The sequence below is a fragment of the Ruminococcus sp. AM42-11 genome (assembly GCF_003480145.1).
GTDB classification, from domain to species: domain Bacteria; phylum Bacillota; class Clostridia; order Lachnospirales; family Lachnospiraceae; genus Blautia_A; species Blautia_A faecis.
In genome coordinates this window covers 121,217-146,183 of record NZ_QUIO01000005.1, presented here as the reverse complement: position 1 = coordinate 146,183, position 24,967 = coordinate 121,217, and the positions used below count along the sequence as shown (strand labels likewise).

21 protein-coding genes, 2 tRNA genes and 5 pseudogenes are annotated in these 24,967 nt (G+C 45.8%); 22 read left to right on the top strand and 6 right to left on the bottom strand.

Features of this window, described 5'->3' with window-relative positions:
* Positions 1 to 78: 78 nt before the first annotated feature.
* Both DW904_RS05175 and DW904_RS05170 read right to left on the bottom strand, forming a co-directional pair.
* Positions 79 to 152 (bottom strand) — tRNA-Met (locus DW904_RS05175).
* 18 nt (positions 153 to 170) lie between these two features.
* Positions 171 to 243: transfer RNA gene (locus DW904_RS05170), tRNA-Val, on the bottom strand.
* A 445-nt stretch (positions 244 to 688) separates the two neighbouring features.
* Here DW904_RS05170 and rhaD point away from each other — a divergent pair.
* The 3 genes and pseudogenes from rhaD (at position 689) to DW904_RS05155 (ending at position 4,212) form a co-directional block, all read left to right on the top strand.
* Complete coding sequence (rhaD, locus tag DW904_RS05165) at positions 689 to 1,522, top strand: rhamnulose-1-phosphate aldolase (RefSeq protein WP_118578371.1); 834 nt, start codon at positions 689 to 691, stop codon at positions 1,520 to 1,522.
* A gap of 610 nt (positions 1,523 to 2,132) precedes the next feature.
* Positions 2,133 to 3,646, top strand: a pseudogene (trpE, locus tag DW904_RS24475) (anthranilate synthase component I).
* Positions 3,643 to 4,212, top strand: a complete 570-nt coding sequence (locus DW904_RS05155) for an aminodeoxychorismate/anthranilate synthase component II (protein WP_118578370.1) — start codon at positions 3,643 to 3,645, stop codon at positions 4,210 to 4,212. The pseudogene trpE and the gene DW904_RS05155 overlap by 4 nt, the downstream one beginning before the upstream one ends.
* Here DW904_RS05155 and DW904_RS25020 read toward each other — a convergent pair.
* Positions 4,146 to 4,292: pseudogene (locus tag DW904_RS25020) on the bottom strand (DUF6783 domain-containing protein); the annotation flags it as partial. The gene DW904_RS05155 and the pseudogene DW904_RS25020 overlap by 67 nt on opposite strands.
* On the opposite strand from DW904_RS25020, the gene DW904_RS25015 reads away from it, so the two are divergent.
* The 4 genes and pseudogenes from DW904_RS25015 to trpC all read left to right on the top strand — a co-directional run.
* Positions 4,230 to 4,382 carry a DUF6783 domain-containing protein gene (locus tag DW904_RS25015; protein ID WP_319017267.1) on the top strand — a complete coding sequence of 51 codons (153 nt, stop codon included), beginning with the start codon at positions 4,230 to 4,232 and terminating at the stop codon, positions 4,380 to 4,382. The pseudogene DW904_RS25020 and the gene DW904_RS25015 sit on opposite strands and share 63 nt — an antisense overlap.
* Before the next feature lie 38 nt (positions 4,383 to 4,420).
* The gene (trpD, locus tag DW904_RS05145; protein ID WP_118578368.1) at positions 4,421 to 5,434 is read left to right on the top strand and encodes an anthranilate phosphoribosyltransferase; all 1,014 of its coding nucleotides are present in this window, start codon (positions 4,421 to 4,423) and stop codon (positions 5,432 to 5,434) included.
* A gap of 142 nt (positions 5,435 to 5,576) precedes the next feature.
* The gene (locus DW904_RS25010) at positions 5,577 to 5,723 is read left to right on the top strand and encodes a hypothetical protein (RefSeq protein ID WP_202187672.1); all 147 of its coding nucleotides are present in this window, start codon (positions 5,577 to 5,579) and stop codon (positions 5,721 to 5,723) included.
* Between the two features lie 11 nt (positions 5,724 to 5,734).
* A pseudogene (gene trpC / locus DW904_RS05140) lies at positions 5,735 to 6,292 on the top strand (indole-3-glycerol phosphate synthase TrpC); the annotation flags it as partial.
* Here trpC and DW904_RS25005 read toward each other — a convergent pair.
* Positions 6,246 to 6,465 (bottom strand): annotated as a pseudogene (locus DW904_RS25005) (DUF6783 domain-containing protein); the annotation flags it as partial. The pseudogenes trpC and DW904_RS25005 sit on opposite strands and share 47 nt — an antisense overlap.
* On the opposite strand from DW904_RS25005, the gene DW904_RS25000 reads away from it, so the two are divergent.
* The 10 genes and pseudogenes from DW904_RS25000 (at position 6,402) to DW904_RS05095 (ending at position 18,074) form a co-directional block, all read left to right on the top strand.
* Positions 6,402 to 6,560 (top strand): DUF6783 domain-containing protein, encoded by a 159-nt coding sequence (locus tag DW904_RS25000; RefSeq protein WP_306467786.1) that lies wholly within the window; start codon positions 6,402 to 6,404, stop codon positions 6,558 to 6,560. The pseudogene DW904_RS25005 and the gene DW904_RS25000 sit on opposite strands and share 64 nt — an antisense overlap.
* 46 nt (positions 6,561 to 6,606) lie before the next feature.
* Positions 6,607 to 7,257 (top strand): phosphoribosylanthranilate isomerase, encoded by a 651-nt coding sequence (locus tag DW904_RS05135; protein WP_118578366.1) that lies wholly within the window; start codon positions 6,607 to 6,609, stop codon positions 7,255 to 7,257.
* Between the two features lie 54 nt (positions 7,258 to 7,311).
* Positions 7,312 to 8,496, top strand: coding sequence for a tryptophan synthase subunit beta (gene trpB / locus DW904_RS05130; RefSeq protein ID WP_118578365.1), 1,185 nt, complete (start codon positions 7,312 to 7,314; stop codon positions 8,494 to 8,496).
* Positions 8,489 to 9,268, top strand: a complete 780-nt coding sequence (gene trpA / locus DW904_RS05125) for a tryptophan synthase subunit alpha (RefSeq protein WP_118578364.1) — start codon at positions 8,489 to 8,491, stop codon at positions 9,266 to 9,268. The genes trpB and trpA overlap by 8 nt, the downstream gene beginning before the upstream one ends.
* Positions 9,269 to 9,468: 200 nt before the next feature.
* Complete coding sequence (locus DW904_RS05120) at positions 9,469 to 10,368, top strand: diacylglycerol kinase family protein (RefSeq protein ID WP_334285775.1); 900 nt, start codon at positions 9,469 to 9,471, stop codon at positions 10,366 to 10,368.
* A 199-nt stretch (positions 10,369 to 10,567) separates the two neighbouring features.
* Positions 10,568 to 12,681 (top strand): annotated as a pseudogene (locus DW904_RS05115) (glutamine synthetase III).
* 68 nt (positions 12,682 to 12,749) lie between these two features.
* Positions 12,750 to 13,670, top strand: a complete 921-nt coding sequence (locus DW904_RS05110) for a MoxR family ATPase (RefSeq protein WP_118578362.1) — start codon at positions 12,750 to 12,752, stop codon at positions 13,668 to 13,670.
* Positions 13,660 to 15,693 (top strand): nitric oxide reductase activation protein, encoded by a 2,034-nt coding sequence (locus DW904_RS05105; RefSeq protein WP_347562025.1) that lies wholly within the window; start codon positions 13,660 to 13,662, stop codon positions 15,691 to 15,693. Before DW904_RS05110 ends, DW904_RS05105 begins: the two co-directional genes overlap by 11 nt.
* Positions 15,694 to 15,718: 25 nt before the next feature.
* Positions 15,719 to 16,588, top strand: coding sequence for a YitT family protein (locus DW904_RS05100; protein WP_118578378.1), 870 nt, complete (start codon positions 15,719 to 15,721; stop codon positions 16,586 to 16,588).
* Between the two features lie 397 nt (positions 16,589 to 16,985).
* Complete coding sequence (locus DW904_RS05095) at positions 16,986 to 18,074, top strand: helix-turn-helix domain-containing protein (protein ID WP_118578361.1); 1,089 nt, start codon at positions 16,986 to 16,988, stop codon at positions 18,072 to 18,074.
* 3 nt (positions 18,075 to 18,077) lie between these two features.
* On the opposite strand, the gene DW904_RS22755 is transcribed toward DW904_RS05095, so the two are convergent.
* The gene (locus DW904_RS22755; RefSeq protein WP_202187671.1) at positions 18,078 to 18,248 is read right to left on the bottom strand and encodes a DUF6783 domain-containing protein; all 171 of its coding nucleotides are present in this window, start codon (positions 18,246 to 18,248) and stop codon (positions 18,078 to 18,080) included.
* On the opposite strand from DW904_RS22755, the gene DW904_RS24995 reads away from it, so the two are divergent.
* From DW904_RS24995 to leuS, 5 genes are all read left to right on the top strand, one after another.
* Positions 18,177 to 18,335: a DUF6783 domain-containing protein gene (locus DW904_RS24995; protein ID WP_347562027.1), complete on the top strand. Its 159-nt coding sequence runs from the start codon at positions 18,177 to 18,179 to the stop codon at positions 18,333 to 18,335. The genes DW904_RS22755 and DW904_RS24995 overlap by 72 nt on opposite strands.
* 173 nt (positions 18,336 to 18,508) lie before the next feature.
* Positions 18,509 to 19,192 (top strand): cell division ATP-binding protein FtsE, encoded by a 684-nt coding sequence (ftsE, locus tag DW904_RS05085; RefSeq protein WP_118578359.1) that lies wholly within the window; start codon positions 18,509 to 18,511, stop codon positions 19,190 to 19,192.
* A complete protein-coding gene (gene ftsX, locus DW904_RS05080; protein ID WP_118578358.1) occupies positions 19,182 to 20,090 on the top strand; it encodes a permease-like cell division protein FtsX in 909 nt (302 codons plus the stop codon). The genes ftsE and ftsX overlap by 11 nt, the downstream gene beginning before the upstream one ends.
* A 227-nt stretch (positions 20,091 to 20,317) precedes the next feature.
* Positions 20,318 to 21,502 carry a S41 family peptidase gene (locus DW904_RS05075; RefSeq protein WP_118578357.1) on the top strand — a complete coding sequence of 395 codons (1,185 nt, stop codon included), beginning with the start codon at positions 20,318 to 20,320 and terminating at the stop codon, positions 21,500 to 21,502.
* 166 nt (positions 21,503 to 21,668) lie between these two features.
* Positions 21,669 to 24,071: a leucine--tRNA ligase gene (gene leuS, locus DW904_RS05070; protein ID WP_118578356.1), complete on the top strand. Its 2,403-nt coding sequence runs from the start codon at positions 21,669 to 21,671 to the stop codon at positions 24,069 to 24,071.
* 252 nt (positions 24,072 to 24,323) lie between these two features.
* Here the strand turns inward: leuS and DW904_RS05065 are convergent, their stop codons facing one another.
* Complete coding sequence (locus tag DW904_RS05065) at positions 24,324 to 24,695, bottom strand: helix-turn-helix domain-containing protein (protein WP_118578355.1); 372 nt, start codon at positions 24,693 to 24,695, stop codon at positions 24,324 to 24,326.
* Positions 24,696 to 24,967 lie beyond the last annotated feature (272 nt).

Sequence of the window (24,967 nt, the reverse complement as noted above, 5' to 3'; positions counted from 1 at the left end):
CAACTGAGCTATCTCGCCATATTCAATTAAAAAACTTTTTGCTGAAAAGTCTGTGCGTATAAAAGACTATCAGCAAAGTAGCGAGAGGGGGATTCGAACCCTCGACACCGCGGGTATGAACCGCGTGCTCTAGCCAACTGAGCTATCTCGCCATATTCATTTCATAAGTATGGGGCCTACAGGGCTCGAACCTGTGACCCTCTGCTTGTAAGGCAGATGCTCTCCCAGCTGAGCTAAGACCCCATATACAAACTGTGAAATTTATTTCTCTCCCGCAGCTCGCTTTGCTATTATACTATCAACTGTCGCAAATTGTCAACAACTTTTTTTACTTTTTTTCAAAAAATTTAGAATTATATTTTTTTACTATTTTATTGGAAAAAAAGGCTCTAGAAACAGAAATTTTTATTTTGGGTCCTTATTTGCAAAAAGCGGAAAACAATTTGGCAAGTAAGGTTCTTTCCAAAATGAGAATTGGTGTTATACTGAGTCTGTAAACAAGAAGAACAAACAAAAGCATACCGGATACCTGCAAGAAGAAAAAGAACGGACGCAGCGTATTCGTATGGTCTCATAAGAAAGGGCTTACAAACTCGCTCTGAGATCATAATTGCGATCAGCTGACAATTGTTTTTCCTATTAGGAAACGTCAGTTGGCGATACGAAAAATAGAAGAGGAGAAGATGGTATGAAGATTTTAGATTCCAAATTTATGAAGGGCTTTATCAAAATGGCAGACGATGGTTTCCAGCAGGGCTGGCATGAGAGAAATGGCGGAAACTTAAGCTATCGTCTGAAAGCAGAAGAAGTAGAAATGATCCGTCCACGTCTGAATGCACCAGGCGAGTGGCAGCCTATCGGCACAGAGGTGCCGGGACTTGCAGGAGAGTTTTTTCTGGTAACCGGAAGCGGCAAATATTTCAGAAACATAGCAGTTGACCCGGAAGCATGTCTTGCAATCATTGAACTGGATGATAAAGGCGTTAATTACAGAATCCGTTGGGGACTGGTAGAAGGCGGCCGTCCAACCAGCGAGCTTCCAACCCACCTTATGAATCATGAGGTAAAAAAGAAGCTTACAAACGGCAGACATCGTGTTATTTATCACGCACATACAACCAACACCATCGCATTAACCTTTGTCCTTCCACTGGATGACAAGGTATTTACAAGAGAACTGTGGGAGTCTGCAACAGAATGCCCGGTTGTTTTTCCAGACGGTGTAGGCGTTGTAGGCTGGATGGTACCAGGCGGAAGAGAAATTGCAGTAAAAACAGCGGAGTTGATGAAGAAATATGACGTTGTCATCTGGGCACATCACGGAATGTTCTGCTCCGGTGAGGACTTTGACCTGACCTTTGGCCTTCTCCATACAGTAGAGAAGTCGGCAGAAATTCTGGTGAAGGTAATGTCCATGGCACCGCGTAAGCTTCAGACCATTACTCCTGATGATTTCCGCGCAGTAGCCAAAGACTTTCATGTTACTTTACCGGAAGAATTTCTTTATGAAAAAGAGCAGTAAGTAAATTAATATAATAATGTGAGATCTGTCTGTGATGAGAAAATTCACAGGCAGATTTTTTACTTTAGAGGAAATCAATTTTAATAAATGTTTATAAAATATGAAAAAATTGCTTGACAATTCATTGCCTGTATGCTATTTTAAATAAAAATTCAATTCAACGAACTAAACCGATGAAGCGGGAATAAAAACAATCGTGCACCCACAGAGAGTCCGGGAGGCTGAGAGCCGGGCGGTAAGGCAGTTTGTTAAATGGGCCGCTGAGGGCGCATGGAAAGGCAGAATGCGTGCAGAACAAATGCAGAGAATTGCAGACATATCTGATTGAAGCATGAAAGTAGATTCTGCAGAAGCCAAGTATTATGCGACGTAGGACATACGTCAGTTGTCAGGAATATGATGGTATTCCGTTAAGAGCACGATTTTATCGTGAAGCAAGGTGGCACCGCGGGTGAATATTCAGACCCGTCCTTGACAGATATGGAAATTCTGTCCTGGACGGGTTTTTTGTGTACTAGAAAATTACTCCGTAATGTTCCTGTTACACCCCAAAACGCTCCGTGAGGATGCGGCACGTGCACTGTTCAGGAAATAAATCGGGAGGTGTTCTATGTATCCAACATTTGATAAGATCAGGGAAATGGCAGCAGGAGATTACAAAAGAGTTCCAATCTGCAAAGAGTTATACGCAGACAGCTACACACCAGTAGAGATGATGCGGATTCTGCAAAAGGCAAGTCATCACTGCTATCTGCTGGAAAGCGCCAGCCAGAGCGAAGCGTGGGGCAGATATTCTTTTCTGGGATATGACCCTTCCATGGAAATCACCTGTACAGACGGAATCCTGCGAATTCGAAAAACCAGTAAGACGGAAACTTTTGGCAGAAGCGGCAATGCTGCAGAAAGCAGTACAGAAGAGGTTCGACAGGTTGCCCATCCAGCGATGCCATCCGTGAAATCATCAGTCAGTATAAAAGTCCGGTTATGGACGATATGCCCACATTTACCGGCGGTCTGGTAGGTTACTTCTCCTACGACTACATCAAATACAGTGAGCCGAAGCTGGAGCTAAAAGATAAGGAACAGCAGGATTTCCGGGATCTGGATCTGATGCTGTTTAATGATGTGATCGCATTCGATCACTACCGCCAGAAGGTTCTTCTCATCACAGGTGTGATGACAGAGGATCTGGAAAAATCCTATAAACAGGCCTGTGAAAAACTGGAAGAAATGACAGCACTGATCAAAAAGGGTGAGAAAAAAATCTTCCCTCCGATCAGGCTTAAATCTGAAATCCAGCCTCAGTTCCCTAAAGAAAAATATTGCCAGATGGTGGAAACAGCGAAGCATTATATCCACGAGGGCGATATTTTCCAGGTGGTTTTGTCAAACCCCATGAGGGCAAAAGCAGAGGGCAGCCTGTTTGATACTTACCGTGTTCTGAGAGCTACCAACCCATCCCCCTACATGTTCTATTTTTCCAGTGATGACATTGAAATCGCAGGTGCATCCCCGGAGACACTGGTGAAATTAGATCACGGCAAGTTAAGCACTTTCCCACTGGCAGGAACAAGGCCGCGAGGAAAAACACCGGAAGAGGACAAAGCCCTGGAAGCAGATCTTCTTCAGGATGAAAAAGAGCTTGCCGAGCACAACATGCTTGTAGATCTGGGAAGAAACGATATTGGAAAAATCAGTGAGCTTGGCAGCGTAAAAGTGGAAAAATACCTGACTGTGGAACGTTATTCCTGTGTCATGCACCTGGGCTCCACAGTAACAGGAACTATCAAAAAGGGCAAAGATGCCATAGACGCAGTGGATGCCATCTTACCTGCAGGAACCCTTTCAGGGGCACCGAAATTCCGTGCCTGCCAGATCATTCAGGAACTGGAACAAAGCAAGAGAGGCATTTACGGCGGTGCAATCGGATATGTGGATTTCACAGGAAATCTGGATGTGTGCATTGCAATCCGTCTGGTATATAAGAAAAAAGATGAAATCTGTATCCGGTCGGGAGCCGGAATCGTGGCAGACAGCGTACCGGAAAAAGAATTTGAAGAGTGCCAGAATAAGGCAAGAGCGGTGGTAAGGGCCATCAGCCAGGCAGAGGAGGGATTAGAATGATTTTACTGATTGATAATTACGACAGCTTTTCCTATAACCTGTATCAGCTGATCGGGTCCGTTAATCCGGATATTCAGGTGGTTCGAAATGACGAAATTTCCCTGGGAGAAATAGAGAAGCTGGCACCGGAAGCAATTGTTCTTTCCCCGGGTCCTGGAAGACCGGAGGAGGCAGGCATCTGTATTCCGGTGATCAAAGAGTTCGCTGGAAAAATCCCAATTCTGGGTGTGTGTCTGGGACATCAGAGCATCTGCGAAGCCTTTGGCGGAGTGGTTTCCTATGCAAAAGAACTGAAGCATGGGAAAAGAGATGAGATGATCCAGTGCGGTTCCAATGTCCTGTTTAAAGGACTCCCGAAAAAGTTCCCGGCAGCAAGATATCATTCCCTGGCAGCAATAGAAGAGACTCTTCCGGAGGAGCTGGTTGTGACAGCCAGAGCAGAAGATGGAGAAATCATGGCAGTGGAGCATAAGGAATATCCGGTTTATGGTGTACAGTTTCATCCTGAGTCTGTTATGACTCCCGATGGAAGGAAGATGATTGAGAATTTTCTAGAGCGTGTTTGAAAAAGGCTTTCTGCAAGATGTGCGTCACAATTTGTGGGAGATTTTGTCCGGATGAGGGCGCCGTAGCGGGCTACGGCAACCGAATTCGGGCAAAATCTCCCGCAAAGTGGGGCGTGCAGATTGCGGGAATGATTTTTCAAACACGCTCTGGAAGCGCAAGTCAGATTTGACAATTTATAAAGGACAACATCAGAGAGGAGCAGAAAAAATGATCAGAGAAAGTATTATCAAATTATCGAAGAAACAGAACTTAACCTATCTGGAAGCAGAAGAGGTAATGGACGAGATTATGAGCGGAAAAGCTACTCCGGTACAAATGTCAGCCTATCTGACTGCTCTGGCGTTGAAAGGGGAAACTATTGATGAGATTACCGCTTCCGCGGCAGGCATGAGAGCACACTGCATCAAGCTGCTTCATGACATGGATGTACTGGAAATCGTAGGTACTGGTGGAGACGGCTCCAATTCCTTTAACATTTCCACTACTGCCTCCCTTGTGATCGCAGCAGGAGGTGTACCGGTAGCAAAGCATGGAAACAGAGCCGCTTCTTCAAAATCAGGAGCCGCAGATGTGCTGGAAGCTCTGGGCGTTAAGATCACAATTCCACCGGAAAAAAGCCAGGAGCTTTTGGAAAAAATCGGAATCTGCTTCCTGTTTGCCCAGAACTATCACATTGCAATGAAGTATGTGGCTCCAATCCGTAAAGAGCTGGGAATCCGTACTGTATTTAATATTCTTGGACCGTTAAGCAACCCGGCTGGCGCCAATATGGAGCTGATGGGTGTTTATGATGAAGCCCTTGTTGAGCCTCTTGCGCAGGTTATGGCAAATCTTGGAGTAACAAGAGGAATGGTTGTCTTTGGACAGGACAGTCTGGATGAAATTTCCATGAGTGCACCGACTTCTGTATGTGAGATCAAAGATGGCAAATTTACATCCTATGTACTCACTCCGGAGCAGTTTGACTATGAGCGCTGCACAAAAGAGGAGCTTCAGGGAGGAACCCCGCAGGAGAACGCCGAAATCACAAAAGCAATTCTGGAAGGCAAAGAGACAGGTGCGAAACGTCATGCAGTTTGCCTGAATGCTGGTGCCGCACTTTATATTGCAGGCAAAGCAGCTTCCATTGAAGCAGGTGTGAAGATGGCAGAGCAGCTGATCGACAGCGGGGCTGCCCTGAAGAAACTGGAAGAATTTATACAAAAGAGTAATCTGGAGTGAAAAATAAACACAAATAATAACAAAAATAACAATAATCACATCACAAAACAAAATAACACTAAAAAAAATAACAATATAACTCATTTGGATAAAGATGACGACAAGAGAGAATGACATCACAGAGAGTTTTACAGGAGATAGAATGAGTATTTTAAACGAGATAGCAGCGCGCACAAAAGAGCGTATTGCGGAGGAAAAATTTAAATTCCCATTAAGGGAACTTATCTCACAGCAGAATTCCGATCTGGCGAAACATGCCGAGGAAAAAATCTCTTTTCTGGAGCATTAAAAAAGCCGGGAATGTCTTACATCTGTGAAGTAAAAAAAGCATCTCCTTCAAAAGGATTGATCGCACCAGATTTTCCTTATCTGGACATTGCAAAGGAATATGAGCAGGCCGGTGCTTCTGCAATCTCCTGTCTCACAGAGCCCTTTTATTTCCAGGGCGCAGACAGGTATTTGCAGGAAATTTCCCAGGCAGTGAATATTCCGGTGCTTCGAAAGGATTTTACAGTAGATGAGTACATGCTCTACCAGGCAAAAGCATTTGGGGCTTCCGCTGTACTTCTGATTTGTGCGATTCTTGATAACAGCCAGTTAAAAGCCTTTGGGGAACTGGCACAGGAGCTGGGGCTGGATGCTCTGGTAGAAGCTCATGATCAGTGGGAAGTGGACCGTGCTTTGAATCTTGGAGCAAAAATCGTGGGAGTGAACAACCGGAATCTCCATGATTTTACCGTTGATATGGGAAACAGTATCAGACTGCGGAACATGGCACCTGCTGATACGGTGTTTGTTTCCGAAAGTGGTATTAAGACAGCGGAGGATATCCGTATATTATATGAAAACAAAGTAGATGCAGTCCTGATCGGGGAGACCTTAATGCGCAGCCCTGACAAGAAAGCGGCACTTGGGGCATTAAATGCAGGGATTGTCTGAGCTGACTCATGGTGATAAGTGATATTCCATGCACGTCCCACTTTGCGGTATATTTCACCCGAATTCGGTTGCCGTAGCCAACTACGGCGTCCTCATCCGGGCAAAATCTCCCACAAATTGTGACGCACATCTTGCAGAAAGCCTTTTTCAAACACGCTCTGGCAATCTAAGATGTACAATGTGCTGATAAAATAGTTGGAAAATAAAAAATTAAAGAAAAGGAATGAAACAGTATGGCAAAATTAAAAATTTGCGGTCTGACCTGCAAAGAGGATATTGAAGCCGTAAATGGAGCAAAACCGGATTTTGCGGGATTCATAATTGAAGTTCCAGGAAGAAGACGAAGCCTTACGGCAGAACAGGTCAAAGTCCTGGTTAAGGGACTGGACAAGGAAATCCTTCCCGTAGGTGTATTCGTAAACGCTGCCCCGGAACTCCCCATTTCCTTATTAAGAGATGGCACCCTATGGGCAGCCCAGCTTCACGGGGATGAAGACGAAGACTATATCGAAAAAATCCAGAATATGACCGGAAAGCCTGTAATCAAGGCCTTTTCCATAAAAACACCTGAAGATGTACAGCGGGCTCTTCGAAGCCCTGCCGACTACATCCTCTTAGATCAGGGCGCAGGAGGAACCGGCGAACCTTTCGACTGGACCCTGGTTCCCACAGTCCGCCGCCCATTCTTCCTTGCCGGAGGAATCGGTCCCGAAAACCTCCGCAGCGCCATCGGAACCTTACACCCATGGGCTGTAGACCTGAGCAGCAGCCTGGAAACCGATGGAAGAAAAGACCGGGTGAAAATCCAGCAGATTGCCCGTATGCTGAAGCAGATTAATACACTGGAAGCATATAGAAAAGAGCGAGAAGCAGATTTAGAGTGAAGAGTGAAGAAAGTAATTCATATACAAAACAGCGAAACGAAAGGAACCAACACTATGTCAAACGGAAGATTTGGAATCCACGGCGGCCAGTATATCCCCGAAACCCTGATGAACGCAGTGATCGAACTGGAAGAAGCCTACAACCATTATAAAGACGACCCGGAATTCAACCGGGAGCTTACAGAACTTTTAAATGAATATGCAGGAAGACCATCCCGCCTCTACTACGCAGCTCACATGACCGAAGACCTTGGCGGCGCAAAGGTTTATCTAAAAAGAGAAGACTTAAACCACACCGGCGCCCACAAGATCAACAACGTCTTAGGTCAGGTGCTTCTTGCAAAAAAAATGGGCAAAACCCGTGTCATCGCGGAAACTGGAGCCGGACAGCACGGTGTAGCCACAGCCACAGCAGCAGCCCTTATGGGAATGGAATGCGAGGTATTCATGGGAAAAGAAGACACCGAGCGCCAGGCATTAAATGTATATAAGATGCGTCTCCTTGGAGCAAAAGTTCATCCTGTAACCTCAGGAACTGCCACCTTGAAAGATGCGGTATCCGAGACTATGCGTGAATGGACCAACCGTATAGCAGATACCCATTATGTACTGGGCTCCGTTATGGGCCCTCACCCTTTCCCAACCATTGTCCGCGATTTCCAGGCAGTTATCTCCAAAGAAATCAAAGAACAGATGCTGGAAAAAGAAGGCAGGCTTCCAGATGCAGTCCTTGCCTGTGTAGGCGGCGGCTCCAATGCCATCGGAACCTTTTACCACTTTATTGAAGACAAAGATGTACAGCTGATCGGATGCGAGGCAGCAGGCCGTGGCGTAAATACTGCAGAGACCGCAGCCACCATTGCCACTGGCAGACTTGGAATCTTCCATGGAATGAAATCCTATTTCTGCCAGGACGAGTACGGACAGATCGCGCCGGTTTACTCTATTTCCGCAGGACTGGATTATCCGGGAATCGGACCGGAGCATGCCCACCTTTACGACACTGGCCGTGCCCAGTATGTACCTGTAACAGATGAAGAAGCAGTAGAAGCCTTTGAATATCTTTCCAAAACAGAAGGAATCATTCCTGCCATTGAAAGCGCCCACGCTGTTGCTTATGCAAGAAAAATCGTGCCGCAGATGGGCAAGGATCAGTGCGTAGTCATTACCATTTCCGGCAGGGGTGACAAAGACTGTGCAGCAATCGCAAGATACAGAGGGGAGGATATCCATGAGTAACCGAATTTCAGAAGCATTTGCAAAAGGAAAAGCATTTATCCCATTTATCACCTGCGGAGATCCATCTCTGGAGATCACCGAGCAGCTTGTCTATGCAATGGAGGAAGCAGGCGCAGACCTTATTGAGCTTGGAATCCCGTTTTCCGACCCGACAGCAGAAGGTCCTGTGATCCAGGAAGCCAATGTGCGTGCACTGAGCGGCGGAGTAACCACAGACAAGATCTTTGACATGGTGGTAAAAATCCGTAAAAAAACCAGTATCCCAATGGTATTTATGACTTACGCAAACGTTGTTTTTTCCTATGGAACAGAGCGTTTCATCAGGAAAGCAGCAGAAATTGGAATGGATGGACTGATTCTTCCTGATGTACCTTTTGAGGAAAAAGAGGAGTTCGATGTGGTCTGCAAACAGTATGGTCTGGAGCTGATTTCCCTGATCGCCCCCACATCCCACGACCGGATCACCCGGATTGCAAAAGAGGCAAATGGCTTCGTATACTGCGTTTCCTCCCTTGGCGTAACCGGAACCAGAACCCAGATCACCACCGATATCGGAGCGATGGTGAAGCTGGTAAAAGCTGCAAAGGACATTCCCTGTGCAGTAGGCTTCGGCATCTCCACCCCGGAGCAGGCAAAGAAAATGGCTGCCCAGTCCGACGGTGCGATTGTAGGCTCCGCCATTGTGAAAATTTGTGCCGCACATGGAGAAAACTGCGTCCCATATGTAAAGGACTATGTAAAGTCCATGAAGGACGCTGTGCGTGAGGCTTAAGCAGGAAGAATATAAAAAATGGAACAGAAATGCTTCAGTTTTTCCAAAAATAAGCAGAACAGACCAAAAAAATTTAGCTTGTTTTAATTCTAAAAAGACTATAAAAGAGGGCAAAAGCGTTGACATTTTGCCCTCTTTTTTTTATAGTATCATATGTGAATTGATTTTATGTGTAAAATAAATGGTAATGAAAAAGAGGAATGAAGTTGGAGAAAAAACTGGTATTTATTTTTAATCCCAAAGCAGGGAAGGGCAAGATCAAGACATCTCTGATGGATATAGTAGATATCTTTAATAAAGGCGGTTATGAGGTGATCATCCGCGCAACTCAGGCCCCGAAGGATGCCTATGAACAGGTGAAGAAATATGCGGACAAGGTGGATCTGATCGTCTGTAGCGGCGGTGACGGCACGCTGGATGAAGTGGTTACAGGAATTACCGAGGTGGGAAGCAAGGTTCCGGTCGGATACATACCGGCAGGAAGCACCAATGACTTTGCCAACAGCCTTTTTATGCCGAAAAATATGCTGGATGCGGCATCTATGATCATGAAGGAAGAGATTTACAGATGCGACGTAGGCAGATTTAACAGCCAGACTTTTGCCTATGTAGCTGCTTTTGGTCTTTTTACAGATGTGTCGTATGAGACAAGTCAGGATCTGAAGAACATTCTGGGCCATCTTGCTTATGTCCTGGAAGGTGCCAAGAGACTTCTGGATATCAAGGCTTACCATATGAAAGTGACAACAGAGAATGGTGTGATCGAAGATAATTTTATCTACGGCATGGTCACCAATTCCAGATCTGTGGGCGGATTTAAGAACCTGACCAAGGATGTGGATATGAACGACGGCCTTTTTGAGGTCACTTTGATTGTACAGCCTAAGAACCCGCTGGAAATGCAGGAGATTGTCCGGAATCTTCTCAACATGGAGGATAATTCTGACCTGATCTATTCTTTCAAGGCCCGGAAGCTTACAGTTGAAGCAGAGGAAGAAGTAGCATGGACACTGGATGGTGAGTACGGCGGAAGCCCAAGGCTGGTAGAGATTGAGAATCTGCAGCAGGCACTGAATCTTTGCCTGAAGAGCGACAAGTAAACAGGGTGAGACCGGCTGGTATCACCAGAGAGAATTTTTGCGCGTTTTTTGCCTTGCACCTGTGAAAGCATTAAGTGCTTACATGTGAAAAAATAAGAACCAGTAATGTGTGATGAATCGTTGTTTATGGAGAGAAGGTACCGCAGATAAATGGCAGCCTGGGGAAATAAGCAGCGAGATGAACGAGAGGAGAGGAACAATGGGAGATTATGTTAATGTGAAGGAATTATTCGGATGTGATGTATTCAATGATTCCGTCATGCAGGACCGTCTGCCGAAGAAGGTTTACAAAGAGCTGAAGAAAACCATTGAAGAGGGCAAGGAGCTTTCCATGGAGGTTGCAGATGTGGTTGCCCACGAGATGAAGGAATGGGCCATCGAGAAGGGGGCCACTCATTACAGTCACTGGTTTCAGCCCCTTACAGGCGTAACTGCAGAGAAGCACGATGCATTTATCACCGCACCTATGGAGAATGGAAAAGTCCTTCAGAGCTTTTCTGGTAAAGAGCTGATCAAGGGAGAGCCGGATGCATCTTCTTTTCCATCTGGCGGACTTCGTGCCACCTTTGAGGCAAGAGGCTATACAACATGGGATTGTACCTCACCGGCTTTTGTAAGACATGATGCAGCAGGTGGAACCTTATGCATTCCTACCGCTTTCTGTTCCTATACAGGAGAAGCGCTGGATCAGAAGACACCGCTTCTTCGTTCTATGGAAGCCATCAATACACAGGCGTTAAGACTTCTCAGACTTTTCGGAAATACGACCTCCAAACGGGTGACACCATCTGTTGGTGCAGAGCAGGAGTATTTCCTTGTTGATAAAGAGAAATATATGCAGAGAAAGGATCTGGTTTACACCGGACGCACTCTTTTCGGAGCCATGCCTCCGAAAGGACAGGAGATGGATGACCATTATTTCGGAACCATCCGTCAGAGAGTTTCCGCATATATGAAAGAAGTAAATGAAGAGTGCTGGAAGCTGGGAGTTACAGCCAAGACCCAGCACAATGAGGTTGCACCGGCACAGCATGAGCTTGCGCCGATCTATGCACCTGTTAATATTGCAGCAGATCACAACCAGATCATGATGCGTATCCTGAAAAAGGTGGCAAGCCGTCACGGCATGCGCTGTCTGCTTCACGAGAAACCTTTTGCAGGCTTGAATGGTTCCGGTAAGCACAATAACTGGTCCCTGACTACTGATGACGGAATTAATCTTCTGGAGCCGGGTAAGACACCACATGAGAACATTCAGTTCCTTCTGGTTCTGACCTGTATCCTGAAAGCAGTTGACAAGCATGCAGATCTTCTTCGTGAGTCCGCAGCAGATGTTGGAAATGACAAGCGCCTTGGCGGTCATGAGCTCCGCCAGCTGTTATTTCGGTTTTCCTTGGAGAGCAGCTTGAGGATGTGCTGGAGCAGCTGATCAGCACTGGTACTGCTACAAGAAGTAAGACCGGGGAGAAAATGGATACAGGCGTTAAGACGCTTCCGGATTTCATGAAGGATGCTACAGACCGTAACCGTACTTCACCCTTTGCTTTTACCGGCAATAAATTCGAGTTTCGTATGGTTGGTTCCAAGGATTCCATTTCCGCATGCAATGTGGTGCTGAATACCATTACTGCTGAGGCGTTTAAGGAAGCCTGCGATGTTCTGGAGAGCGCAGAAGACTTTGATCTGGCAGTCCATGATCTGATCAAGGAATATGCTACCCAGCATCAGAGAATCGTATTTAACGGCAATGGCTACGCTCCTGAATGGGAAAAAGAGGCACGCCGCCGCGGACTTCCTGTTCTGCCATCTATGGTAGATGCCATTCCGGCACTTACTACAGATAAGGCTGTAGAACTGTTCGGAGAATTTGGAGTATTTACAAAGACTGAGCTGGAGTCCAGAGCGGAGATCCAGTATGAGATTTATGCGAAAGCAATTAACATCGAAGCGAAAACCATGGTGGACATGGCAACCAAGCAGATCATTCCGGCAGTTATCAAGTATACAACTGTACTGGCAGAGTCCATCAATCAGGTGAAGGCAGTTGGACCAATTGACGTGAGCGTTCAGATGGATCTTCTGAAGAAAGCAAGCAAGCTTCTGAAAGAAGTGAACAGTACCATGAATAAGCTGAGCAAGCTGGTAGATCAGATCGAGACGCATCCGGAAGGACGTGACAGGGCAGTGTTCTGCAGAGAGAAACTGGTTCCGGCAATGGAGAAATTAAGAGAGCCGGTTGACGAACTGGAAATGTTAGTGGATAAAGATATGTGGCCGATGCCATCTTATGGAGATCTGGTGTTTGAGCCGTAAAGTGATCAGGAGGACTGTAGCCGCAGTCCTCTTTTCTATTAAAGAGGTAAAGTGAAAGCAGGAAAAAGATGAGTGAATTTGATTTTTTAGAGGAACAAGGCGTCAGTGCGGCGCTTATTAAGGCGGCAGAAGAGTTTCGACAGGAATATGGTGTTTCAGAGGAAGCGAAGCACAGACGGATAAAGCCGGCGCTGCCATTTTATGGGAAGGAAACATTGGAGATGGCCATGGCAGCGGTGCTGGAGCAGGAGAATCTGCTTCTGGCAGGACCGAAGGCTACGGGAAAGAATGTGCTGGCAGAGAATCTGGCATATATTTTCGGGAGACCGGTGTATAATGTGTCCTTTCATGTGAATACAAACAGCGGTGACCTGATTGGAACAGATACTTTCGTGGATAATCAGGTGAAGCTGCGTAAGGGAAGCATTTACCAGTGTGCTGAGGAAGGCGGATTCGGTATTCTGGATGAGATCAATATGGCGAAGAATGATGCGGTTTCTGTACTTCACGCCACATTGGATTACCGCCGGTCTATTGATGTGCCAGGATATGACAAAATAGACCTTCACCCGGCGGCAAGATTTATTGGAACCATGAATTACGGGTATGCCGGAACCAAGGAGCTGAATGAGGCTCTGGTTTCCCGTTTTCTGGTAATCGACATGCCGGCACAGAATGAGGAAACGCTTGGATTTATTTTCAACAGGATGTTCCCGGATGCAAAGAAAGAGGCTGTGGAGCAGTTTATGGGAGTATTTCTGGATCTGCAGCAGAAATCCATGAACAGTGAAATTTCCACAAAGCCGCTGGATCTTCGCGGCCTGCTTGCTGCCATGAAGATCGTGCGTACCGGGCTTTCCCCATGGCAGGCGGTACGCATGGGCATTGTGAATAAAACATTTGATGTGTTTGAGAAGGAAATCGTGGAGGATGTGGTGCGAACCAGAATTCCACAGGGCTGGACCCGGGAAGATGTTTATGGAGAATAAAGAAAACGAATCTTTAAAAATTTCTGCCAAATTGGTTGATCTTGAAGATGCAGAGGAATTTTTGAAGAAATCAGCTATTGGGAAAGAAAAAATTAAAATTGCAGCTGGGTATAAGAAATCAGAAAAAGTTTCAATGGAAGTACCTGTAGCGGAGAAAAGCGAAAATTTTCAGGCAAGAGAGGATAACTGTGAAGAACTGAATCTCCAGGATTATCAATTAGAGCTGGAAAACCGTATCCGAAATCTGCTCTGGACCATCAGTGGGGACTACACCCAGCAGATGAAGCCGGATGTTTCCCTGTTCCTCAGGTCAAAGGATATTGCATTGTATGATGGAATTAAGCAGGGCGCATTGGCGAAATTCTTCGATAAAGATTTTCTGGGAATGTATCTGGTGAAAAAAATCTTCATGGGCGCGGATGAAGCTGCGCTTACCTTTGTTTCACAGCTCTGTATTGAAGAAGCCATCGGAGAACGGATCTGTGAACAGCGCCCTGGAATCTGGGAGATGCAGAGGAAAGCCTGCGAGGACATACTGGATCAGGAATATGAGACTATGCCGTCGGCAGCAGATAAACTGGGCTATCTGAGAGTGAACCTGCTGAGAAGGCGGATTGACAGAGGGGAAAATGCGGATGCATCAAACAAAACTATAACAAATATAACGGAAAAAGAACAAAAAGATAGAAAATACAAAGGAATCTATCACTATATTGACTTGATTTCCAGCGCAGCAGAGACTGCGGATACAATGTCTTTAATCCGCATCATAGACACGGTATACAATGAAGTTGCTGACCCCGATTTTTCCAAAAAGGCAACCCTTGAGCAGGTGCTTGCTGTCACTATGGAGGATCTGACGGAGTTCGACTGGCACGACTATCTTTCCGAAGAAATGTATGAGGACGCACTGGAAAGCTATATGGAGCAGCTTACCTCCAATGTGGCGGGTATGGAGAATGTGGATGTCACCCGGGAGATGGAAGAGGAAAGGCAGTCGAAACAGAAAATTACAGTTTTGCCTCCGGAGGCTTTGGAAAAAGCCCACACCTATGTGGAACTGAATTTTGGAAAAACTTATCTGAGCGAGCTGGAAGAGAAGCGGATAAACCAGCTGATGTGCCGTGACATCCACAGCGACTGCAGCCTGTATTTTACTGAGGGAATTCTGAAAAGTCCGGTAAAACGAAATTACCAGTATGAATATGCAAAAAGGTTGAAAAATAAGAATATCTGGCTTTATCATGACAAACACCGCATTGTGAAGCGGAATATCTCTCTTCTCACAGAAATGCTGAAAAAGTCACTGGTCATCAAAAGTGAAAATCAGGAGATTCTTTCAGACAGAGGAATGATTGTTCCATCAAGGCTGTGGCGGCTTGGAAGAAGCAGTGATGCACAGGTTTTTAGGCGGGAATTGAAGGGAGATTCTTCTGATTTTGTGGTGGATGTGCTGATCGATGCCAGTGGTTCCCAGATGAGCCGACAGGGCGAGGTAGCGCTGCAGGCCTACATTATCAGCGAGGCACTTAGCAATGCCGAGCTGCCCCACAGAGTGATGAGCTACTGCACTTTCTGGGACTATACCATTCTCCATCGCTTCAGAGAATATGACGACCCAAGAAGTGCAAATGAAAATATATTTAACTATGTAACATCATCCAACAACCGTGACGGACTTGCCATCCGGGCAGCAGGATACGGTCTGCTGAACCGGGAGGAAGAGAAAAAGATTCTGATCATTCTCAGTGATGGACGTCCTTACGACGTTATTGTCAATCGACCCAATGCGAAGAATCCGGCACCGTATCATGGGAAGTACGCAATTACCGACACCGCAGCGCAGATCCGTAAGCTGCGCAGCCAGGGAGTGAGCGTGCTGGGTGTTTTTGCCGGGGAAGAGAAAGATCTGGCGACGGAGAAGAAGATTTTTGGAAAGGATTTTGCATATATCCGAAATATTACCGGATTTTCCAAAATCGTTGGAAGATATCTTACAAAGCAATTGGAGGATGATGAATAAGAAAGCAGAATACGGAGGTAATGTCATGTTCCAAAATAACAAAAAAGCTGCCTTCCTGGATTATCTGATGATCATTGTTGGTACAGCCCTTATGGCAACTGCCATAAACAGTGTTTTCGATATGTCCGGGATGGTAACCGGAGGCTTTTCCGGTATTGCGATCCTGGTAAAAGAGTGGACGGAGGGAGTCGTGCCGGGAGGCATCCCGCTGTGGATCACAAACTTAAGTCTGAATATCCCGCTGTTTCTGATCGGAATGAAGCTCAGTGGATTCCAGTTTGTGAAAAGGGCACTGGTGGGAGAAATCTGCCTGTCATTCTGGCTGGCGGTTCTTCCGGCATTTGATATTGCAGGAAATGATCTTTTGCTGGCAGCCGTTTATGGTGGTGTAATCCAGGGGATTGGAATCGGACTTGTGTTTCTTGGAAGAGGAACTACCGGGGGCACAGACATGATGGCGGCACTGCTGCAGCGGAAGCTCCGCCATTACTCCATTGCCCAGATTATGCAGTTTATTGACGGAGCCATCGTACTTGTAGGTATGTATGTGTTCGGTGTGCAGAAAGCACTTTATGCCATCATCGCCGTTTATCTTGTAACAAAGGTATCTGACAGCTTGATCGAAGGTCTGAAATTTTCAAAACAGGCGTATATCATTACCAGCAAGCCTGACGAGATTTCCAAAGAAATCATGGACAAACTGGATCGTGGCGTGACCGGAATCCACGGAAAGGGAATGTACTCCGGCCAGGACAAGCTGCTTCTTTACTGCGTTGTGGGACGCAAGGAGATCGTGGCATTGAAAGAGCTGGTAGACCATATTGACCCGGATGCTTTTGTGATCGTGTCTGACGTGCGTGAAGTCCATGGTGAGGGATTTATTGAACGTAAGTAAAAAGAAAAACTTTACCAAAGCCTTTTGCGCACCGCAAAAAAAGGAAAATAGGGCTTGAAATTGGAGTGCTATAGAAAAAGTTAAAAAAATTTGCTGGAAATTTGTAAATTTTTTCTACTTTCCTCTTCCTTTTTTGGTGATTTTGTATTAAAATAGGTTCATGGATTTTTTGAATCAGTAGATTTTCCTAAGACTGTCTGGGGTTTTGTGCAATATTACAGATTTGAGACCGCGAATTTTGGCACTAATGGACAGCGATTCATGCCGGTCATACCGGCGAACATATAATGTTACTGCTCTCTTTGACAATGTTTTCACTATCTTTTCACTATCCTGGAATACATTGACAGCTGTGAGACCAGTAGCCCTATAATTTACAAGAAGGGACGGAAGGGTAATGATATCAAATCAGGTACTGCAGAATACACTTGAGGGGCTCAGGGAGATATCCAGGACGGAGTTTTGCATTATTGACACAGATGGCAAGACACTGGCGTCCACCTACAGTGAATTTGAGATTCAGCCACAGGATATTCAGGCATTTGTGGAATCCCAGGCTGCCAGCCAGCTTGTGAAAGGTTATCAGTATTTCAAGGTCTGTGATGATTACCAGCTGGAATACATTCTGGTCGCCCACGGAGAAGATGAAGACACTTATATGGTAGGAAAGCTTGCCGCTTTCCAGATCCAGAGCCTGATCGTTGCATATAAGGAGCGTTTTGACAAGGACAGCTTCATTAAGAACCTGCTTCTTGATAACCTGCTTCTGGTAGATATTTATAATCGTGCGAAGAAGCTTCATATTGATGCGGATGTTCGACGGGTGGTTATGATCCTGGAGCTTGAGCAGGAGAGAGAGCACAGCTCCATGGAGAGCGTGAAGAGTCTGTTCGGCGGCAAGAGCAAGGACTTTATCACAGCTGTTGATGAGAAGAGTATTATCATTGTCAAGGAGCTTGAGGAGAATGAAGGATACGAGGAGATGGACAAGCTTGCCCAGACCATCCTTGATACCTTAGGCCTTGAGAAAGAGAATAATACACATATTGCATATGGAACTATCGTAAGCGAGCTGAAGGAAGTTTCCCGTTCCTACAAGGAAGCCAGAATGGCTCTTGATGTAGGCAAGATTTTCTCACCTGAGAAGGATGTTATTGCTTACAGCTCTCTTGGAATTGGTCGTCTGATCTATCAGCTTCCGATCCCGCTGTGCAAGATGTTTATTAAGGAGATCTTTGGCGGCAAGTCCCCGGATGATTTCGACGAGGAGACTCTGGTCACCATCGACAAGTTTTTCGAGAACAGCCTGAATGTATCCGAGACCTCCAGACAGCTTTACATTCACCGTAATACTCTGGTTTATCGTCTGGACAAGCTTCAGAAGAGCACCGGTCTTGACCTTCGTGTATTCGAGGATGCGATCACATTCAAGATTGCGCTGATGGTTGTAAGATACATGAAGTATATGGAGACTCTGGAGTATTAATTTTCATATCTGTAATTTCTGTGCCTGCTGCATTTGTTTGTGGCAGGCATATTTTATTTCTTGTGATTTACTAGAGCGTGTTTGAAAAATCATTCCCGCAATCTGCACGCCCCACTTTACGGTATATTTCACCCGAATTCGGTTGCCGTAGCCCGCTACGGCGCCCTCATCCAAGCGAAATCTCCCACAAATTGTGACGCACATCTTGCAGAAAGCCTTTTTCAAACACGCTCTAGAGCCTGTTTGAAAAATCATTCCTGAATCTGCTTTGTGTTTCCTTTGTGAAATCTATTGCGTTCTTAGTTTTCTCTGTTATAATAAAGTACTGCAAAAATAAGGTTGCATTTTCACCAGACATATATTACAATAATGTTACATAAAAATTAAGCAAACTGCTGAATTGAATTTTTATATGAAAAATGTAGGAGGATATCATGATTGATCTGATAGATGTGAGCAAGTCCTATGGACCAGGACTGCCGGCAGTGAATCACGCCAATCTCCATGTAGATAAAGGTGAATTCGTATTTATAGTAGGAAACAGTGGTTCCGGTAAATCCACGTTGATCAAGCTGCTTTTGAAGGAACTGGATTCCACATCCGGTACGATTATCGTAAGCGGAGAGAAGCTTGAGGGAATGAAGCACCGCCGTGTGGCCAAATACCGCCGTAAGCTTGGCGTCGTATTCCAGGACTTCCGTCTTCTGAAGGACAGGGATGTGTATGAGAATGTAGCTTTTGCCCAGCGTGTTGTGAACCGTCCTACCAGAGTTATCCGCAAGAGAGTTCCGGAGGTACTTCAGGAAGTTGGACTTGCAGGGAAATACAAGGCGTACCCGGACGAGCTGTCTGGTGGAGAGCAGCAGAGAGTTGCTCTTGCCAGGGCGATTGTAAACCGCCCGGACATCCTTCTTGCAGACGAGCCTACTGGTAATCTTGACCCGAAGACATCCGAGGAGATCATGAAGCTCCTTGAGGAGATCAACCAGCGTGGAACCACCGTTCTGGTAGTAACCCACAATAAAGAGATTGTCAATTCCATGAAGAAGCGTGTACTGACCATGCATAATGGAGTGATCATCAGCGACGAGAAAGAGGGAGAATATTATGAGGCCTAGTACCATCTGGTATACTCTGAAGCAGGGTATCAAGAACATCAAGAGAAATTTCATGTTTTCCATTGCTTCTATTATTACGATGGCAGCATGTATTTTTCTTTTCGGAATTTTCTTTTCCATTGTAAATAATGTGAATACGCTGGCGCATAAGGTTGAGGAAGATGTGCCGATCACAGTGCTTTTTAATGAAGGAACCACGCAGGAGCAGATGGATGCAGTTGGAGAACTGATCAGGCAGCGCCCGGAGGTTTCCAAGATTGAATTTGAGTCCGGTGATGAAGCCTGGGAGAAGATGAAGCAGGAATATTTCGGTGATGACTCTGAGGCAGCAGACGGTTTCAAGGATGATAACCCGCTGGCAAACTCATCCAACTACCGTGTGTATATGAACAACATTGAGAAACAGTCTGAGCTGGTTGCCTACATCAAGACACTGGATAATGTACGAGAGGTTAATCAGTCTGAGCAGGCTGCCAAGACTCTTGGTTCCATTAACCGTATTGTTTCCTATGTATCTGTGGCTGTGATCGTGATCCTGCTGCTGATCGCTGTTTTCCTGATCAGTAATACCATTTCCGTTGGTATTACAGTTCGTAAGGATGAAATCGGAATTATGAAATATATTGGTGCTACCGATAGTTTTGTACGTGCACCGTTCCTTCTGGAGGGGATGCTCCTGGGACTGATCGGTGCGGGAATTCCGCTGATCATTTTGTATTTCTGTTACAGTAATGTGGTAACCTATGTATATACCAAGTTCAGCGTACTTCTGGGTGTTGTAGATTTCATTCCGGTTGGACAGATCTACCAGACACTGGTTCCGGTGGCGCTGGCACTGGGAATTGGAATCGGTCTTGTGGGAAGCTTTATTACTACAAGAAAACACTTGAAGGTGTGAGAATTCTGTTTTACAATAAGGGCGGTTATTCGCATTCCGCCAGAATATGAGAAGAGGATATGGGGGCTGCTGGAGAGATCTGGCAGTCCTTTTGTATAAAGAGACAGAGAGGGAATTCAGGGCGGACGCATTTGGGCAAATGATATTCCGCGCAAGTCGGGCAACGTTCCGGTGAGCTGGCAGGTAACTGGATAGAACTTATATTGCGAAAATGAGGAGAGCTATAAATGGCAGATAAACAATTTATAAAGGGAGCTGTAACCGGAGTGCTGTGTGCATCTCTGGTACTGGGGGGAGGCTATGTTGGTCTCCAGAAAGCAGGTCGTGCAGGAAGTACAGTGCTGTCGGATGTGGCGGTTACCCAGAAGATTAAGTATCTGGAAGATATTATAGATCAGAATTATCTGGAAGATGTGGATGAAGATTCGCTGAAGGAGGGGATTTATACAGGACTTCTTTATGGGCTGGGGGATCCGTATTCCAGGTATTATACGGAGGAAGAATACGAGGAGGAGATGAGAGACACCGAGGGCTCTTACTCTGGAATCGGTGTGAGCATTACCCAGAATACGGAGGGCGGAATTCTGGTGGTGGACTGTTATGAGGGCAGTCCGGCTGATGAGGCCGGGCTGAAGGCGAATGATGTGATCACGGCCGTGAACGGAACGGATGTAACGGAAATGACGCCTGCTGAGGTATCGAAGATGATCCGGGAAAAGGAGGACGGTACTTCTATCCTGACCGTCTATCACCAGGAGTCAGATGAACCGGAAGAAATTACAGTGACTTTGAGCGATGTGGAGCTGCCCACTGTTTCTTATGAAATGCTGGAGGATTCTATAGGATATTTGCGAATTACAGAGTTTACCATGGTGACACCCCAGCAGTTTGAGGATGCTTACAAAGATCTTCAGGCAAAAGGCATGGAGAAGCTGATCGTAGATCTTCGTGACAATCCAGGTGGGGTGCTTTCTTCTGTGTGCGATGTGCTGCGCCAGATTTTGCCCGAAGGACTGATCGTGTATACAGAGGATAAATATGGGGAAAAACAGGAGATGAAGTGTGACGGCGACACCCCGATCGACATTCCGCTGGCAGTGCTGGTAAATGAGAACAGCGCCAGTGCATCAGAGATTTTTGCCGGGGCAGTGAAGGATTATGAGATTGGAACGATTGTGGGAACCACCACTTATGGAAAGGGAATCGTTCAGAGCATCCGCCAGCTCTCTGATGGAAGTGCGGTGAAGCTGACTACAGCGAAATATTTTACCCCCAAGGGCAATGATATCCACAAGGTGGGAATCACACCGGATGTGGAGGTGAAACTGGATGCCAGCCTTTTGAACCGGACAGATTATACCCATGACGAGGATAATCAGCTTCAGGCCGCAATAGAGGCGGTTTCTCGTTGACAAAACCACTATGTTGGATTAGAATGGTAAAAGGATTTTTGCAAAATAACGCGCCGGATCTGCGCGATAAACAGGCGAATCAGCCGACAGTTATTTTGTTGACAGGCAATAGCTGTGAATGCATTGAACAGTTATGATAGGCACAATAAATGTGGAGGAACCATCAATGAAACACAATTTTAAGAAAATCGAGCCGAAATGGCAGAAAAAGTGGGAAGAGCAGCAGGCATTTAAAGCTGTTGACGGAAGTGATAAACCGAAATTCTACGGCCTTGTAGAGTTCCCATACCCAAGTGGTGCGGGAATGCACGTTGGACATATTAAGGCATATTCCAGTATCGAGGTACTTTCCAGAAAGAGAAGAATGCAGGGATACAATGTACTGTTCCCCATCGGATTCGATGCATTCGGACTTCCTACTGAGAATTATGCGATTAAGACGAATACACATCCTCGTGAGATCACAGACCAGAACATTGCGAAATTCACCAATCAGCTGAAGAGTGTTGGATTCTCCTTTGACTGGAGCCGTGTGATCGATACCACACAGGAAGATTTCTATAAATGGACTCAGTGGATTTTCCTGAAAATGTTTGAGAACGGACTTGTTTTCCGTGATAAGACATTAGTTAACTATTGCCCATCCTGTAAGGTTGTTCTTTCCAATGAGGACAGTCAGGGAGGCAAATGCGATATCTGCCACAGCGACGTTATCCAGAAGTCCAAGGATGTCTGGTATTTAAGAATCACCCAGTATGCAGACAAGCTTCTTGAGGGACTGGAGGATGTGGACTATCCGGCGAACATCAAGCAGCAGCAGGTAAACTGGATCGGTAAATCCACAGGTGCTTTCGTAAACTTCGCAGTTGACGGAATTGATGAGACACTGCAGATTTACACCACCAGACCAGATACCCTGTTCGGTGTAACCTTCATGGTTATCGCACCGGAGCATCCGCTGATCGACAAATATGCTGACCGCATTACCAACATGGATGCGATCAAGGCTTACCGTGAAGAGTGTGCGAAGAAGACTGAGTTCGAGAGAACCCAGCTTGTAAAAGAGAAAACAGGTGTATGCATCCAGGGACTTGAGGGCGTAAATCCTGTAAATGGCAAGAAGATCCCGATCTACATTGCAGACTATGTAATGATGGGATATGGTACCGGCGCGATCATGGCGGTACCGGCACATGACCAGAGAGACTATGATTTCGCCAAGAAATTTGGTATTGACATTATCCAGGTTATCAAGGGCGGCGATATTGAGAAAGAAGCCTACACAGGTGACGGCGAGATGATCAACTCCGATTTCCTGAATGGCTATACAAATAAGAAGGATTCCATCAAGCGCATGCTGGAAGAGCTTGAGAAGAAGGGTATTGGTAAAGCTGGCGTTCAGTACAAGATGAAAGACTGGGCATTTAACCGTCAGAGATACTGGGGCGAGCCGATCCCGATCGTTCATTGTCCGAAATGCGGTGATGTAGCGGTTCCATATGAGGAGCTTCCGCTTCGTCTGCCGAAGATCAAGGATTTCCAGCCAGGTGAGGACGGACAGTCTCCGCTTGCAAAGATTGATTCTTTTGTAAACTGCAAATGCCCGAAATGCGGCGGCGATGCCAAGAGAGAGACGGATACCATGCCACAGTGGGCTGGATCTTCCTGGTATTTCCTTCGTTATGTGGATCCACACAATACAGAAGCTCTTGCAGACCGCAAGAAGATGGAATACTGGATGCCGGTTGACTGGTACAACGGCGGTATGGAGCATGTAACCAGACATATGATCTACTCCAGATTCTGGCATCATTTCCTGTATGACATGGGAATTGTCAATACTCCGGAGCCATATGCGAAACGTTCTGCACAGGGTATGATCCTTGGCTCAGACGGCGACAAGATGAGTAAATCCAAGGGCAACGTTGTTGACCCGCTTGACATTGTAAATGAGTATGGTGCAGATGCACTTCGTACCTACGTTCTCTTCATGGGTGACTACGGCGCAGCTGCTCCGTGGAACGACAGCTCCGTAAGAGGCTGCAAGCGTTTCCTTGAGAGAGTTGCAGGACTGACCGATATCATGACAGAGGAGCCGGCAGCCAAGGATATGGAGGTTAAGATCCATAAGGCAATCAAGAAGGTATCCTCCGATATTGAAGCTATGAAGTTCAACACTGCAATTGCCTGCCTGATGACTCTCATCAATGAGATTTATGCTGTTGGCAAGATCAGCAAGGATGACCTTGTGATCTTCATCAAGCTCCTTTGCCCATTTGCACCTCATCTTTGCGAGGAAATCTGGGAGACCATCGGTGGAGAAGGCTTACTTTCCCTTTCCCAGTGGCCGGAATATGAAGAGAGCAAGACTGTAGAGGACTCCATAGAAATCGGTGTCCAGGTCAACGGTAAGGTTCGTGGAACCATCGTAATCCCGAACGGCTGTGCGAAAGAGGAAGCTCTTGAGCTGGCTAAGAAGGATGAAAGAGTGGCTTCCTTCCTGGAAGGAAAGACTCTTGTGAAAGAGATTTATGTACCGAATAAGATTGTGAACTTTGTTGCAAAATAAAGATTACTGGAATAGAGAAACTCCCCACTGAATGATCGGTGGGGAGTTTTTTGAATTACAGCAGTTATCTTCAAATAAAAGAATAAAAGACTATCTTATAAAAGAAGATCAGTGGTCAGATAATATGAAGACTGACGGCACACTTGGAAAATTATAGCCAGAGAAAATGCAGAGATAGTCCACTGTTGGCTATAGAAGTATATAGAAAATGCATAAAACGATTATGACTGTTTTAAGAAATTAAACGCCTGCTCATAATGGAGAATGCGGTTTTTTTTGATTTTCCAATAAGGTGGTTCGCTTTAATTCAATGGCAATTGTGTAATCTACAAGTTCTTTTCCAGTGCAGTCGAGAAGACGATATTTCTCGATAAGCTGCTGTTCGGAGATGGATTGAACATCGACAGCTGTAGTCGCTCTTTCTTCTGTTAATCCTAACAGGTAATCGGTAGAGACATGAAAAAGCTGCGACATCTTTATAAGAAATGGAAAGCCTGGTTCCCGAATGTCCATTTCGTAATTACGCAAAGTGTTGGCAGGAATGCCAAGCTCGGCAGCGAAAGCGTCGCGATTGCGATAACCATGTTCTTTACGCAGCTGCATAAGTCTTTTTCCAAAAGTCATGATAAAAATCCCTCCATTTTCTATTATTGATTGACAAAATCATATAGAATAGATATAATATACTCACCAGAACAGCTGGAAGGTAGATGCTCTCTACCCGCTCCTGCTAGTGCGGTAATGGACTTATGGATAGTCGTCCTCGAACTTTGCGGGCTCAGGACGGCTATTTCTTATGTATGGCAAACTCCAGAATTGATACAAGTAAAATACCTGCGGTTAAAATAACCATAAATTCTTCGTATGTTGACATAATAATCACCCCCTTCCGTAAA

Coding starts and splice junctions, on each gene's coding strand:
- rhaD (WP_118578371.1), top strand. CDS start 689: ATGAAGATTTTAGATTCCAAATTTATGAAGGGCTTTATCAAAATGGCA.
- DW904_RS05155 (WP_118578370.1), top strand. CDS start 3,643: ATGATTTTACTGATTGATAATTACGACAGCTTTTCCTATAACCTGTAT.
- DW904_RS25015 (WP_319017267.1), top strand. CDS start 4,230: ATGTGCGTCACAATTTGTGGGAGATTTTGTCCGGATGAGGGCGCCGTA.
- trpD (WP_118578368.1), top strand. CDS start 4,421: ATGATCAGAGAAAGTATTATCAAATTATCGAAGAAACAGAACTTAACC.
- DW904_RS25010 (WP_202187672.1), top strand. CDS start 5,577: ATGAGTATTTTAAACGAGATAGCAGCGCGCACAAAAGAGCGTATTGCG.
- DW904_RS25000 (WP_306467786.1), top strand. CDS start 6,402: ATGCACGTCCCACTTTGCGGTATATTTCACCCGAATTCGGTTGCCGTA.
- DW904_RS05135 (WP_118578366.1), top strand. CDS start 6,607: ATGGCAAAATTAAAAATTTGCGGTCTGACCTGCAAAGAGGATATTGAA.
- trpB (WP_118578365.1), top strand. CDS start 7,312: ATGTCAAACGGAAGATTTGGAATCCACGGCGGCCAGTATATCCCCGAA.
- trpA (WP_118578364.1), top strand. CDS start 8,489: ATGAGTAACCGAATTTCAGAAGCATTTGCAAAAGGAAAAGCATTTATC.
- DW904_RS05120 (WP_334285775.1), top strand. CDS start 9,469: ATGAAGTTGGAGAAAAAACTGGTATTTATTTTTAATCCCAAAGCAGGG.
- DW904_RS05110 (WP_118578362.1), top strand. CDS start 12,750: ATGAGTGAATTTGATTTTTTAGAGGAACAAGGCGTCAGTGCGGCGCTT.
- DW904_RS05105 (WP_347562025.1), top strand. CDS start 13,660: ATGGAGAATAAAGAAAACGAATCTTTAAAAATTTCTGCCAAATTGGTT.
- DW904_RS05100 (WP_118578378.1), top strand. CDS start 15,719: ATGTTCCAAAATAACAAAAAAGCTGCCTTCCTGGATTATCTGATGATC.
- DW904_RS05095 (WP_118578361.1), top strand. CDS start 16,986: ATGATATCAAATCAGGTACTGCAGAATACACTTGAGGGGCTCAGGGAG.
- ftsE (WP_118578359.1), top strand. CDS start 18,509: ATGATTGATCTGATAGATGTGAGCAAGTCCTATGGACCAGGACTGCCG.
- ftsX (WP_118578358.1), top strand. CDS start 19,182: ATGAGGCCTAGTACCATCTGGTATACTCTGAAGCAGGGTATCAAGAAC.
- DW904_RS05075 (WP_118578357.1), top strand. CDS start 20,318: ATGGCAGATAAACAATTTATAAAGGGAGCTGTAACCGGAGTGCTGTGT.
- leuS (WP_118578356.1), top strand. CDS start 21,669: ATGAAACACAATTTTAAGAAAATCGAGCCGAAATGGCAGAAAAAGTGG.
- DW904_RS05065 (WP_118578355.1), bottom strand. CDS start 24,695: ATGACTTTTGGAAAAAGACTTATGCAGCTGCGTAAAGAACATGGTTAT.